Source organism: Anaerolineales bacterium, from assembly GCA_003105035.1.
Taxonomy (GTDB): domain Bacteria; phylum Chloroflexota; class Anaerolineae; order Anaerolineales; family UBA4823; genus FEB-25.
On the sequence record PQAL01000003.1, the window covers coordinates 254,671 to 268,013 of the forward strand.

The window sequence follows — 13,343 nt, forward strand, 5'->3', positions numbered from 1 at the left end:
ATGAATGGTCTCAGCCATGAGCTACGCTTTCACCTTCGACGCACGTGCCTGCTCCGGCTGCAAAGCCTGCCAGGAAGCTTGTAAGGATAAGAACCAGCTTCAAGCAGGGCTATTATGGCGTCGGGTGGTTGAGGTGTCGGGTGGGGAATGGCAGGCCGCAGGTAGCGCCTGGACGAACACCATCTTTGCCTATCATCTCTCATTGGCCTGCAATCATTGTACCCATCCCAAGTGTGCCGGGGTCTGCCCAACGGATGCATATACCGTTCGCCCGGACGGGATTGTATTGATTGACGCCTCCAAATGCATGGGCTGTGGGTACTGCGCTTGGGCTTGCCCCTATGGCGTGCCGCAATATGACGCCCGGCAGGGCATTATGAGCAAGTGTGACTTCTGCCATGATGCCATCGATGCTGGCCTGCCGCCCAGCTGTGTAGCTGCCTGCCCATTGCGGGTACTGGATTTTGGGACGCTTGAGACCCTCGAAGCACAAGAACAAGCCCACCGCTTATGGCAGCTCCCGGGCAGCGCGCACCCCTTCCCGCTGCCGAACTATTCACGCACCGAACCCCACCTGGTCATCACGCTCCACCCGGGTATGGTCAACCCCCACGAAAAGGCTGTGTCAAACCAGGAGGAGATTCTGCCGCCGGGAGCCTTTGAGCATGCGTACGGCAAAGCTGCTTCTCATGAGCTGCCCCTGGTGGCCTTTACCTTACTCGCACAAATGGCAGCTGGCATGGCAGTCGCTAGCCTGGTAATCTCGCCCATCCCAACCCAGGTCTTGCTCGCCATCGGGTTCTTGCTAGGCCTGGGAGGCATAATGTCCTTCCTGCACCTCGGGCGCAAGCGTAACGCCTGGCGGTCGGTCAGGCACCTCAAAAAATCGTGGTTGAGCCGCGAAATCCTGCTGACGGGCTTGTTTGGCATCGCCTGGGTGGTTACAGCTGGCTCCCAATGGCTTGGCAGGTACAATTCCACCCCATGGCTGATGGCGGTTCTAGGCATTGGGCTGGTGTACTGCATGGGCAGAATATACCTGCTGAGGGCAGTCCCCGCCTGGAATAGCTGGCGAACGCCACTGGGCTTCTTCCTGAGTGCAGCTGTGCTGGGTGCCCTGGGGATGAACCTGGCGATGCCAGCCTCCGGTTGGGTGATCGCCGCGGTGGTCAGCATGCTGGCAGAATTGATCCTGATCCTATCCAGCCAGGAGGCGGCAACCCAGGCGGTGAGCCGATTGCGCATTGGCTTGCTTTTGCTGGCCATCCTGGGAAGCTTGATGATCATATTTATCCCTGCCTTGCCAGGATTCTGGCAGGGTATCACACTTTTGTTGCTTGCGCTGGGGTCAGAGATCATCGGCAGGTGGCGGTTCTACGCCCAGCGCAAGCCATTCCCACTTTAGGCAGGCTTTCCCATGCTATACTCACTTAAGATAGGCTAAAACGCTCATTCACCAATAGCGCAAGGAGGAGAATGGGGCCCAGGAAATTAAGCCGGCGTGGTTTCATTAAGGCTGCTGCAATTGGTGTGGGAGTTTTATTGGCTGGGGGCATTGCTCGCCAGGTGCACAACCAGCTCGGTCGAGACTTCCACCCGGAGAAGGCGCAGGCATACCTTGACAGCCTTCAACCCAGCCCAACACCCCAGTCCCTGCCCAATATCATCATCGTTTTATGCGATGACCTCGGTATCGGTGACCTGCAATCGCCAGCCATCGACACGCCCAACCTGCGCAGGATGGCAGCAGAGGGTGCCACCCTGTCCAGTTTTTATGCCTCCGCCTCCGTATGCAGCCCGTCGCGTGCCGGCCTGCTGACTGGCCGCTACCCGGTACGCACGCTCATTCCCACCCCGCTGCTTTCCACCCACAATCCGCTGAACGTGGTCATGGACGTCTTGTGGCGCTACTCTTATAACGTCCGTGGCATTCCACAAGATGAGGTGCTGTTGCCCGAAGTACTGAAGCGCCGGGGCTACCGCACTGCTCTGATTGGGAAGTGGCACCTGGGAGGCAGCGCAGGCTACCTGCCCAATGACCGCGGCTTCGACTCGTTCTACGGGGCGCTGTGGAGCAATGATGACACGCCATATGCAATTTACCGGGATTATGAGGTAGAAATCCCTGCCCCGGCGGATCAAAACACGCTGACCCGCAATTTTAACAAAGAGGCCCTCAATTTCATCCGCGCTAATAAAGACAGCCCATTCTTCCTCTATCTGGCACATGCTATGCCGCATTTCCCCGTGCATGCCTCGGCTGACTTCCAGGGGTCGACGGAGGCAGGCCTGTATGGGGATGCTGTGCATGAGATCGATTGGAGCGTAGGCCAAATCCTTGAAACGCTCAGTGAACTTGGACTGGATCAAAAAACGCTGGTGGTCTTCAGTAGCGACAATGGCCCGTGGATGGAGGGAAACCCGGGCTACCTCAGGGGGCGCAAACTGCTCTGGTTTGAGGGAGGCTTTCGGGTGCCTTTCATCGCCAGGTGGCCAGGTGTCATTCCGCCTGCCAAACAGAATGCAGGGGTATGTGCAAACTTTGACCTGTTCAGCACCTGTGCGCACATCGCCGGGGCTGCCTTACCGCAAGACCGCATCATCGATGGGATAGACATCCTGCCGCTGCTGAAAGGGGAGGCTGGGTTGCCTCACGATGCATTTTATTATTATGACACCCGCCAGGCAGTGGCGGTCCGCTCTGGTGAATGGAAGTACGTACGCCGTCACCTGACCGACATTGCCTCCTATTGGCCGACACAGCAGGGACCGTTCCTATTTAACCTGGCGAGTGATCCGCAGGAAGCTTACAGCATGATCGAGGCTGAGCCCCAGCTGGCTAGGGATTTAGCCACCCTGCTGGAGGCTTTTGAAGCGGAAATGCAGGATAACCTGCGCGGCTGGTTATAGCCATTCAACCCTCAGCCACCTCCCCAGCAGCACGCACTCAGAACGACGGTTCGCAAGTCAAAAGCTCAACCAACTAAATTCGCTTTTCATCAAGGCATCTCTGGCACCCCTTCTATTACATTGTGTTTTTCAAGGAATTGCACCAGGTCCAGGACCTCAGGTGCTAGTGTCAAGTCGATTTCAGCCTTGTGCATAATTTCTTCAACCGTCAATGGCTCTGCATTTGGAAATGGTAGATGGTACAGGAATCTGCCTTGTGGAGTGGTCAGCTTTATCTTGCGCTCCTCTCGCTCGCGGCCATTTCCAGTCCAAATTGTCACGCTGGTGATGTAGTCTTCGCTGCGCGCCACCGAAAAGCGCGCCCCAGCGTTTTCTTTTTCCCGAATTCGTGCTGCCATGCGATTGAAGGAAGGCTCCCGCTTGATCTCCATCAGATCGATATCGATGGTTAATCGTTTCTGCTTCAGCACATAACGATAATATGGACGTTTCTTCTCAAGGACCTCCTCCTTGGAAACAACACCAAGCTGTTCGAGAGACTCGAGATAGTCCTGGGCAGTTTTTATATGCAGGTTGAGGCGTGTGGCGACTTCAGATGCTGAGATAGCTTGATAATTCACCAGCAGTGTAAAAATTTCCTCAGCATAATCTTTTGAGAGCAACGATGCGAATTTTGCAGCTGTATGAAAGTCCATTGGATTCTGGCCTTATGAAAAGATGCTGATCTTGAGGTCATCCATACGATCGACTGCCCGGATGCCTTCGCCACGGTTAACCAACTCAAAAAAATCGATGAAAACCTGACCAAATGAATTGCATAGCTGGTCGAATGCCAGGGGCTCGCGATAATCCAAGTAGTCTTTTTGCGCGATATGCACAGACACTTCGCCATCAACATCAAAATTGACCCACGATGCATCACGGAAATCCCCAGCCAGCCCTAACACGCGTCCGTACTCGTCACCCATCTTGATCGGAACCAGGGTGGTGTTTTTTGAGCTGAGATAAGGCAAGGCGATTAAGTTGCGACCGCAAAACTTGGCAAACTGGCGTATTTGCTGTGGGCTATATTCCACCTTCCCAACCGGGCGGGGCCTTGAGGTATAACCATTTCCAGTTTTCTCAACCGGTTCAGCCGCCAGCTCGAAAATTTCACGCCCGCGCCATTTGGCTTTGCGGGTAGCAGCCAGGTAGACGATTACAAAGCTAAAAAACATCAGTGTAAAAAAATACGCCATGGCAAATTCCAGGCTGTTAAAGGGATTGCCGGTGATATTACCCACCGAAATTTTCCCTGCCGCAACAACAAAGACAAATACCAAAAAGGCTGAATAGACAAAGATGACAAGTTGAGGAAGATTTCTTGTGCGGAGAAATACATATAGGGAGTATAAAGAAAACAGGCTGATCATGCCGGCCGTGATATACATACCCACAGGGACCCCAAAAATTAGCGATGTGAGACCAAAAATGGCTATCATGCCTAGTGGAATCAATGGCCCGGTGACGTTTCGGTCTGGTTTTAACTTACGTGTGAGAGACATGTTTTCCTCCTTGGTTATACAGTTCGTTTATTATATACTTTATTATAATTGAATTATACAATAATTACACTAATTTGTCAAGCACCAGTTTAAATATGGAAACGCTTTAAGCGGATGAATTTCTTTATAGCTGCTTTAACCTGCTTTTTCTGTCCCCCGCATAGATAGTCAAATTGGAATACCATAAAGCCTAAACGACAGCCTCCATCAGGATGCAAAGTGCCTATGGCTGTCTTCTGCCATAGGCACTGGGTTGACCAGACAATTTAGAGCATAATCGATCTGATGATCCCCACTCCACCATTAATCAGCAGACATGTCGGTTTTCTGATTACAAACGAACCTCGGACGATTTCCCTTCCTCGCTCTTTGCGCTCATGGCTTGAACTGGCGCTTCAAGGGAGCGGATGGGCGGCTCGTGGGTGACGTAGAAAATGGGTGCCGGCACTTCCGGACGGGTTGTGGCCGGGACGACCCTCACAGAGGCCTCGGCAGTGACGGAGGCTTTTTGGGTTTTGCTGAGGTAAATAACCCAGTACATCACTCCCACCATCAATGCGCCGCCAATGATGTTGCCGATGGTGACGGGGACCAGGTTCACCAGGAAGAAATTGTTCCAGGTGAGGTGGGGAAAATCTGCCGGTGTTTTCTGGATCGTTTCAAAGAATTTGGCTGTCCCAAATTGCTTGATGAACAAAGCGATCGGGATGAAATACATGTTGGCAATGCTGTGCTCGAAGCCGGCCGCCACAAACGCAGCAATGGGAGGGATGATCGCCAGGATCTTATCGACCGTACTGCGGGCGCTGAAGCACATCCAGACCGCCATACAGACCAGGGCATTACAGAAGATGCCGAGCGCCAATGCCTGGACAAAGGCCAGATTGGTCTTGGCTTCGCCGGTGTTGAGCGCCACCAGGCCGATTGAGCCAGCTCCAAAAGTGTATTGGCGGGTGAGGAACATCAGGCCGGCGGTCAGTATCGCACCCACAAAATTACCCAGGTAAACAACGCCCCAATTACGCAACAATGCCCCCAGGGTTACCCGGCGATTGGCATAGGCAATAACGATCAGGTTGTTGCCGGTGAATAGCTCCGAGCCTGAGACGACCACCAGGATCAGGCCGAGGGTAAATACCAGGCCTGCCAGGAAGCGCGCCACGCCATAGGGCAAAGCTGAAGCACCCGCGCTGACCGTGGTGGCAAAGATTGCTCCCATGGCAATGAAGGCTCCGGCTAAAACGGCCAGGAGGAACATGCGCATTGTATCTAATTTTGTCTTCTTGACCCCAATCTCAGCGGCTTTGGCAGCCATCTCAGGGGGTAGCAAGGCATCGAACGAGACTTCCTTGGCTGGAGGTTGTGTAGCTTTTGGTGTATGAGAAGAAGAAGTGAACATGGTGGCTCCCTTATTCCTTGGAATTAACCTGCGCATTGGCCAGGGTATCAATGGCAAATATGTGGTCATAGCGGTCATCGACGGGTGACGCGACGGGCAGCTCGGGTTGGATGATGTGCAGCAGCCCCTGGCACATGGCATTCAGCCCAACATGTGCCAGCTCCGTTTGGGGTAGACCGGTTTGACCGGCGGTCTTATCGAATGGGCAGTCGGGCATGATAAAACGCATTTCAGGTCCGATCTGGTGAATGGTGAAGTCCACCCTGAGCGTTTCCAACATGCATTCCAGGGCACACACACCCGGGTTGGGAAAGCCATTCAAGAAAGTGTTATCCTGCATGTACAAGGCCACGGCTTGCCCCAGCCCACTCCCAAAACTCTCCATCAGGCCGTAAGCCTGGCTTTCATCAAAGCCTGTCTGGCAGAACATGGCATATTCCAGGAAAATCTGGCACAAAGAGATCGACGTCTCTGGCCCAGCCCCGGTCAGCTCACCCCAGATCTGGAAACCGTGCAGCAGGTCATCGCGCACATAAACATCGCGCTGCCCCACTTCGTTATAGTACATATCGCTGGTAGCGATAGGATAACGGCAGATGAGTGTAGGTTTGGCTAGTGTGCTTGTCGGCATGATATTTCTCCTCAGATTTATTTTATTTCTCATTTGCGGACGCAACACAAACAATCATCATGGAGCGATCCGAACTGATTGCGTAATATTTCACTATATAATTTATACTTGAACGGGGTCACAGCCACAAGCACCGGCTGGTTACAATGTGGTTACAATAATTGCCCCCTGTTTTTTTGTGATGCGCCGGTTACTGGCTAAACCGGGGAGCTGCGGGTGTTCAGCACATAACCCGCATTGGGTATGGTTTCGATCAATGAGCTTGCTCCAGGGCTTGTGTCCAATTTGTTACGCAGTCGATACACAAGTTGCTTGAGCATCTCGTTGGTGGCACCTTCGGGTCCCCACACACGTAAAATCAAGGTGTCGTTGTTCAACACTCGGTCGGGGTTCTGCATCAGGGCACGCAGCAGGCGTGTTTCCAGGTGAGTGAGATGCACTGGTTCAGAATCCCCCACACGTACTTCCCGCCTCTCGGCGTCAAATGAAAGCTCACCTGCCTGGAGTACCTCCTGTGGCTCGCTCACCACCCGGCGTAACAAAGCTCGGATGCGGGCAATCAGCTGGCGGGGGCTGAATGGCTTGATAATATATTCGTCCGCACCCGCTTCCAGGGCGGTGATAACGTTATCGTCGGTGTCGCGTACGGTTAACATGATAATCGGTACCTCTGACTCGTTGCGGATGCGCGTGCAGACCTCCAGCCCGTCCATGCGCGGCAGCCCCCAGTCCAAGACGATCAGGTCTGGCATTTCCTTATTAAATACTTCTAGAGCGCTCAGTCCATCATGGGCGTTGACCACCTCAAAACCAGCCCGGCGGATGGCGAAAGCAAGCACATCTGAAAGCGCAAGATCGTCATCGACAACCAGAATCTTTGTCATAGGTTTTCTTTCTCCTCAGGAGGTTGAATAGGTATTGTAACCCAAACTTTGGCGCCTCCCGTGGGGAGGTTTTCTGCACCGACCTGACCGCCGTGCATTTCAATGATCGACTTTACCACGGAAAGCCCCAGCCCAATCCCGTATTGGGTGTCATGCGATTGGCTGGCGGTCACAAAGCGGCGGAATAAATCCGAAAAACGATCCGTCGGCAACCCTGGGCCAGTATCGCTGACCACCATAGTCACCCAGCTCGGGTCTTGACTGATGGTTAAATCGATGCGACCGCCCATTGGGCTGAATTTACTGGCGTTGGATAGCAAATTTACCAAAACCTGGACCAGGCGGTTGGCATCCGCCCAGACAGTGGGTAATTTCTCTGGAATGCTCTGGACCAGGCCCTGGTTACGGCGCTTTAGCAAGGGGCTCATGATCTCTGCGGCTTCCCGAACTACGTCATGCAGGTTGATCGGGCGGCGGTGTACCTGAAAACATCCAGCTTCGATCGTCGTACTCTCCAGCAGGTTCCCCACCAGGGTTTGCAAATGCAAGGTGCTCAGGCGAATGGTTTCCACCAGCTCTTTCAGCTCATTGGGGGTCAGCATGGTGCCTTCGTCCACCAGGATTTCGGTGGTAGCCGCAATCCCAGCCAGCGGAGTACGGAATTCGTGGGCTACATTTGCCAGGAAGTTGTAGCGCAGGCGGTTGACAGCCTCTTCTTCAGTCACATCGCGTATCACGATCACCCGCTCAGATCCATAACCACTAGGGGGATTTTCATCGGGTGGAGAGATGGCTACGTAGAGCAGCAATGGTTTTCCATGAGCGTCCAGCACGCTCAAGCGCTGGGCTACCGACCCATCGGCTTCCTTGTTCAGCAAGTCACCGACGGTGGTGGTTTCACCGGGGGCAGGAGGAAACACATGCGTATAGTGTAAGCGGACGACATCAGAACTGTGGTAACCCAGGATCTCCTCAGCATCAGGGTTGAAGAAGGTGATGCGGTCGTTTTCATTAAGGGCGATCACGCCTTTAGGCACCAGGGATAGCAGTCGTTCAGCATGCTTCATCTCGCGCTGGGTCACCGACAGGGTATTACGTAGTTGGCGCCGGGCGAAATCAAAATGACGCGACAGCTGGTTAATCTCGGGAATCCCGGTTTCCAGTGGAGTGGAGATGTCCAGGTTGCCCTGGCTGATCTGGTCAGCCGATTTGCTCAGCTGTAACAAGGGTTTGGTGATGTGGCGCGCCTGGCGCACCACCAGAAATGAGCCAAGCACCATGACCAGCAGGCTGAAACCGACAGAAATCAGGGTGGTGTTGATCATTCCACGTCGCATGGAGCCACCTGGAAGAGCCACCTCGCTTAAGGCTACTACATTCCCTTGTGCATCGCTTAAGGGCATCAACCCCACATAGTAGGGTTGATCCTGAGCCGCACCCATCGTGCAGCAAGCTTGCCCGGTCTGTTCCACTTTTAATGCCGAGGCTGGGTCAAGGGACCAATCTGGCGCAGCTGGCAGGCTGGTGGCTACCCGCTTTCCACCCACGATCAGGCTTTGGGCCAGCCCTGATTGCCCTTCGAGGGTCTGCATGTAATCCGTTTTTATTTCACGCGCCACCACGGTGTAGCCGAGCGGGGTGTTCTCATCTGCAGTAGACTGAATCTGGCTCATCCCAACGATATACAGGCGCGGTGGGTCGCCCAGGGTAACAAAGTCAGCTGCATAAGGTTGCCTGCCCACCAGGAATTCCTGCGGGGAGGGCAAGCCCTCCAATGGGTCGCCAGCCTGCAGGTTGGGTGTGATGACCTGAACAATATCTACATCGCCACTCTCTTCTTTAAGTAAATCCAGGTAAGGACCCAGCGCGGCAATATCTTCCTGCTCGATCAGGTTGAGCAGTGTGGGACGCCCAGCAATCAGTCCGGCTAGCTTTTTCAGTCGGGCAACTTCCGCTTCATAGAGACCATTGGTGGCTGATTGGGCATCTTTGACACGCGCCCAGACCTGGTCTTCAAGCACCCGCCACATGGTCAGGTTGGTTGGTATACCGATGAAAATGATGATCGCAGCCACCACCAACACGAGGTTCAGCATGAGCCGCTGTGACAGGTTCATCTGTTGGAAGCGTAGGCGGATGCCGTTGATAATGCGCTGCATATTTAGTGCATTAGCCGGTTTTTATGACCGGTTAATGGGGGAATATTGTTAATTTTAACACAAATGACCATCTCAAAATATTGGTCGCTTACAACCACAGTTGTAATCTACTGTTCCCGACCAGCGTTCAGGCGTCAAAATAGATCGGGTTGGAAATCAATGCCGGCAGTAATGGTAAACCGGGCAGGAAACTTCTTAAAACGTCAATGCGTGCAAACCCAGGGGACTCCATCGTGTATTCTCCGCGTAGGCTGCCATCTGTGTCAGCTTGATGGAGGGCCGTGCTTCCCTTGGCAGTGGACACCTGTACCACATCCCCGGAGACCAGGCCGCTGACCTTGAATACCATCTTGTTTATGCGGGAAAATTCCACACTATCGCCCATGAATGCCTCGCCCGCGGTAAGCTCGAGGGTTGGTCCATTGGCACTATAGACGAGGTACGCATGCCCATGCTTTAAGGCCTCCAGGATATCGCGGCTGCCGGCAGATGAAGCGTAGACGCAAGTGGTTGGACCACCAGGAAAGAGCAACAGGGAATCACGATGGTAGTCGCTCCCCCCGCAGATGGGAATCTTGTTGCCAGCCACAAGCTGGCTGTGCCAGAAGCCAATCGCCTGCAGGTTGGAGCCGCGCATAGGCCCATTCCAGACCTCCAGGCAGTCATACGGCAGGCTATGCATATCAAACAAGAATGGACAAACTGGATCAAATGGATGATTGACACTGATGAAAGCCCCGCGCCCGCGGGCAGAGGCGAAACGAGCAGCCACTTCCTCAGGGGCGTTGGCCAGGAAAGGTTCATCATATGGCTGGTCCACACCTAAAAAGTTAGCGTGACCCTGATAGTGAGTCCACTCGATGCCGGGGATCAAGGTAATCCCAGGAACCTGGGGTAGCGCAGCGGTAGATATCATCTGGTTGTGGTCGGTGATGGCCAGGAAATCCAGTCCGTTCCGTTGGGCATGCCAGGCCAGCTCCTCAACGCTCAAGACGCCATCCGAGGCTTGGGTATGGGTGTGCAAGTCGCCTTTGAGCAGGCGCAGATGTTTCGGGGTGAACGCCAGCTCATACAAGACATCCACACCGGCCTCCGCCACTTTATAAGCACCCACAATGATCTGCCATTCACCCGCTACCAGAGGGGTGGGACGGTAGCCTGGGGTCGCCCAGGTTGCGCTGATCTTGATGCTTAACTTATCCGAGCCCGATGCTCCCACCTGCGTGCCATCCGGGGCAATCAAGCCCAGGTCGATGATGTTCACCTCCCGGCTGGAGGTGAAAGTACCCCCTGGAACGCGGTGATCACTCTTGTCATGCCTCTGATAGCTGTATGACAGTGTGAAAGATTCGGTATCGGCGGGCATATCAAAGGGAAGGGTGAAATACGTGCCCTGCCGGTTGTGCTCAATAAACAACGGGATGCGGTTGTGTGTTGCAGAAGGAATATCAGACATGGCGGCTCAAAGAGGGGACAGATTAGCAGCTAAGAAATGCTGGATATGGGTGTTCCAGAAGAACCAATCGTGAAAGCCATCTTCCTCGTGGTAATCCAACGGAATACTAGCCGCCTCGCAGGTCGCCCGGAAAATGGTATTTAGCGGGTACAGGTCATCCTGGCGACCACAGGCAGCGTACAAGCGGGGCAATACAGAAGGGTTCGCGGCAACATTTTTGATCCACGTGTCGGGGTCATGCAGGCTACCCGGTAACTGGCTCAGGTCACCAAACAAAGCCTTAAGCTCGATCAAGCGCGGGTCATCCATGGAGATCTTCAGGAAGGCCAGGGAGAGCAAGCCTGAGAAGCTGGCGGCGGCAGTATACAGCTCGGGGTGGAGGAAGGCGGCTTTGAAAGCTCCGTAGCCGCCCATGGAGTTTCCTGCAATCAGCGTATCCTCACGCCGGTGAGATAACCCAAACAGGTATTGAAGGTAGTGCGGCAGCTCTTCGGTAATATATGTGAAATAGCTCTGCCCATTGGGCTGGTCGGTATAAAAACTGAGGCCAGCCGAGGGCATGACAACCACCAGGTTATACAGGGCGGCAATCGATTCTATGGCGGTGTAACGCTGCCAGGCGCTGCCATCATCGCTGTGCCCATGCAGCAGGTAGAGCACCTTCGAGCTGGCAATAGGCCTGCCCCCCACCTTGCCTGGTTCAGGAAGGATGACATATAGAGGTGAGTTGACTTTTACTGTTTCGGGTACGTGATCGATGCGCATGAGCGCCATCTTGCCCTCCTCTGGCTAGCCAACCTCAGCAACAGCTGGGGCAGCTTTCAGTTCTTCGAAGTTAATGAAGAACGAAAAGACAAAACTGATCACCATCAAAATCGGTGGAGCGATGGTGAGCAGGAAACGGGATGCCTGGTCGGGCTGCGGGCCCGGGTTCGCCCCACTCTCGTACTGGTATAGGACAAAGACCAGGAAAAAAGCCAGGCTGGTGAACAGGCCATTCAGGCGGTTCATGAAGCCCAGCGCATTGGAAATGATCCCCTCCCGGCGCACGTTATGCTTTCGGGTGTCCTCATCCATGATCTTTGCCCCGATCAGGTCCATGGTGGTGATCACCCCGGCAAAGCCGAAACCCACCAGGGCGCTGCAGATCACCCCGGTGATCAGAGAATTGGCAAAATACAGTGGGATGAAGGCGATGGTCAGGGTAACCAAAGCGGCTCTCCACACCGGCATCAGAGAGAATTTCCTGACCAGCCAGGCCCAAATCCCGACACAACCGATGGCGATTAACAAAACCGCGGCGAAGAGAAAGGTGGTCTGGCTTTCAGAGAGCCCCAGTGCATACTTCACAAAGAAAGGCATGGAAACCAGGACCAGCGCCATGGCAGCACTGTAAAAAGCATTGGCGAACCCGGCTACCCAGAATTTTCCATTCGTCACCAGGTTGACGATGCTATCCCAAAGCTGCGGTTTGGGTTCGTCTTCTTGGATGTGCGTTTCATGGCTGGTGAAGGTCATGTACAGGATCACCCCACCGCCCAACAAGCCATAAATGACCGCCGTCAGGCTGTAACCAAGGACTTTCGTGACCATGGGGGTGAGGGCGATGCTGATGATCATGGCCACCAGCTGGAATGCCTGGCGCAGGGCGTTGGTGTTCGCCCGGCTGGCATCTTCCCGGAAGAGCTCAGGGAACAACGCTCCATAGTTGGCATTGATGACCGAATCCAGGGTGCCGGTGAACATATAAAACAGCATGCAGTAGACCACCAGGGAATTGGAGGTCAGAAATGCAGGCGGGCTGTAAAAGGCAATGAAACCCAACACCAGCAGTGGCGTGCCGATCACCAGCCAAGGTCGCCTGCGCCCCCACCGCGTGCGCGTCCTGTCCGAAAGGAAGCCATACACGAGGTTATCCGCCGCGTCGATAAACGTATAGATCAACAGCATGAGGGAGAACTGGGGAGTTGTCATCCCCAGGCTGTCCACGTAGTAAATGGCAGCATACGTTTTTAGCATATTGATGGGAATCGAGGTCCCGAACATGCCTATGGCGTAATTGAAGGATTTCAAGCGAGGACTGTTCATGCAAAAGCTCCTCCTGTGCCTATGGTTTTTGTCTGGGAGTGTGGATGAGTGATCGGTAAAGTGTATTATATATCAGAACCATCAGACAATCGGTGCACCGTAAACGATACGAGATTTTTTCTTCCTCTTGAAATTTGATTAACACTACAGGTGACCTGCCGATTTTGACCCACCCGCCCACCCAATATATCCATATCCCGCTCGTGAACAAGAATTAACATCTGGGCTTTTATGTAAACAAACCCATCCTGAATCAATAAGGGACTGCCCAA

General features: G+C 53.9%; 11 protein-coding genes. 2 read left to right on the forward strand and 9 right to left on the reverse strand.

Going from position 1 to position 13,343, the window contains the following annotated elements; translation table 11 throughout:
* Positions 1–4: 4 nt before the first annotated feature.
* Together C3F13_02375 and C3F13_02380 are read left to right on the forward strand one after the other, a co-directional pair.
* On the forward strand, positions 5–1,405 hold the full coding sequence (locus C3F13_02375; protein PWB56404.1) for a hypothetical protein: 1,401 nt from the start codon (positions 5–7) through the stop codon (positions 1,403–1,405).
* Positions 1,406–1,476: 71 nt separating this feature from the next.
* On the forward strand, positions 1,477–2,910 hold the full coding sequence (locus C3F13_02380) for a sulfatase (GenBank protein ID PWB56442.1): 1,434 nt from the start codon (positions 1,477–1,479) through the stop codon (positions 2,908–2,910).
* Between the two features lie 89 nt (positions 2,911–2,999).
* Here the strand turns inward: C3F13_02380 and C3F13_02385 are convergent, their stop codons facing one another.
* The 9 genes from C3F13_02385 to C3F13_02425 form a co-directional block, all read right to left on the reverse strand.
* The gene (locus C3F13_02385) at positions 3,000–3,605 is read right to left on the reverse strand and encodes a hypothetical protein (GenBank protein PWB56405.1); all 606 of its coding nucleotides are present in this window, start codon (positions 3,603–3,605) and stop codon (positions 3,000–3,002) included.
* A 12-nt stretch (positions 3,606–3,617) separates the two neighbouring features.
* Positions 3,618–4,454, reverse strand: a complete 837-nt coding sequence (locus tag C3F13_02390) for a hypothetical protein (protein PWB56406.1) — start codon at positions 4,452–4,454, stop codon at positions 3,618–3,620.
* A gap of 331 nt (positions 4,455–4,785) precedes the next feature.
* The gene (gene focA, locus C3F13_02395; GenBank protein PWB56443.1) at positions 4,786–5,769 is read right to left on the reverse strand and encodes a formate transporter FocA; all 984 of its coding nucleotides are present in this window, start codon (positions 5,767–5,769) and stop codon (positions 4,786–4,788) included.
* Positions 5,770–5,863: 94 nt separating this feature from the next.
* On the reverse strand, positions 5,864–6,484 hold the full coding sequence (locus C3F13_02400) for a hypothetical protein (GenBank protein PWB56407.1): 621 nt from the start codon (positions 6,482–6,484) through the stop codon (positions 5,864–5,866).
* A 197-nt stretch (positions 6,485–6,681) separates the two neighbouring features.
* Positions 6,682–7,368 carry a DNA-binding response regulator gene (locus C3F13_02405; protein PWB56408.1) on the reverse strand — a complete coding sequence of 229 codons (687 nt, stop codon included), beginning with the start codon at positions 7,366–7,368 and terminating at the stop codon, positions 6,682–6,684.
* Positions 7,365–9,527, reverse strand: a complete 2,163-nt coding sequence (locus C3F13_02410) for a hypothetical protein (GenBank protein PWB56409.1) — start codon at positions 9,525–9,527, stop codon at positions 7,365–7,367. Before C3F13_02410 ends, C3F13_02405 begins: the two co-directional genes overlap by 4 nt.
* Positions 9,528–9,654: 127 nt before the next feature.
* Complete coding sequence (locus tag C3F13_02415; GenBank protein PWB56410.1) at positions 9,655–10,983, reverse strand: hypothetical protein; 1,329 nt, start codon at positions 10,981–10,983, stop codon at positions 9,655–9,657.
* Positions 10,984–10,989: 6 nt separating this feature from the next.
* Positions 10,990–11,757 (reverse strand): esterase, encoded by a 768-nt coding sequence (locus C3F13_02420; protein ID PWB56411.1) that lies wholly within the window; start codon positions 11,755–11,757, stop codon positions 10,990–10,992.
* A gap of 15 nt (positions 11,758–11,772) precedes the next feature.
* On the reverse strand, positions 11,773–13,071 hold the full coding sequence (locus tag C3F13_02425) for an MFS transporter (protein ID PWB56412.1): 1,299 nt from the start codon (positions 13,069–13,071) through the stop codon (positions 11,773–11,775).
* Between the last annotated feature and the right edge of the window lie 272 nt (positions 13,072–13,343).

What these genes read in the sequence shown, in the direction of transcription:
- focA (PWB56443.1), bottom strand. Translation starts at nt 5,769, where the DNA reads ATGGCTGCCAAAGCCGCTGAGATTGGGGTCAAGAAGACAAAATTAGAT.
- C3F13_02390 (PWB56406.1), bottom strand. Translation starts at nt 4,454, where the DNA reads ATGTCTCTCACACGTAAGTTAAAACCAGACCGAAACGTCACCGGGCCA.
- C3F13_02410 (PWB56409.1), bottom strand. Translation starts at nt 9,527, where the DNA reads ATGCAGCGCATTATCAACGGCATCCGCCTACGCTTCCAACAGATGAAC.
- C3F13_02425 (PWB56412.1), bottom strand. Translation starts at nt 13,071, where the DNA reads ATGAACAGTCCTCGCTTGAAATCCTTCAATTACGCCATAGGCATGTTC.
- C3F13_02400 (PWB56407.1), bottom strand. Translation starts at nt 6,484, where the DNA reads ATGCCGACAAGCACACTAGCCAAACCTACACTCATCTGCCGTTATCCT.
- C3F13_02405 (PWB56408.1), bottom strand. Translation starts at nt 7,368, where the DNA reads ATGACAAAGATTCTGGTTGTCGATGACGATCTTGCGCTTTCAGATGTG.
- C3F13_02375 (PWB56404.1), top strand. Translation starts at nt 5, where the DNA reads ATGGTCTCAGCCATGAGCTACGCTTTCACCTTCGACGCACGTGCCTGC.
- C3F13_02420 (PWB56411.1), bottom strand. Translation starts at nt 11,757, where the DNA reads ATGGCGCTCATGCGCATCGATCACGTACCCGAAACAGTAAAAGTCAAC.
- C3F13_02415 (PWB56410.1), bottom strand. Translation starts at nt 10,983, where the DNA reads ATGTCTGATATTCCTTCTGCAACACACAACCGCATCCCGTTGTTTATT.
- C3F13_02385 (PWB56405.1), bottom strand. Translation starts at nt 3,605, where the DNA reads ATGGACTTTCATACAGCTGCAAAATTCGCATCGTTGCTCTCAAAAGAT.
- C3F13_02380 (PWB56442.1), top strand. Translation starts at nt 1,477, where the DNA reads ATGGGGCCCAGGAAATTAAGCCGGCGTGGTTTCATTAAGGCTGCTGCA.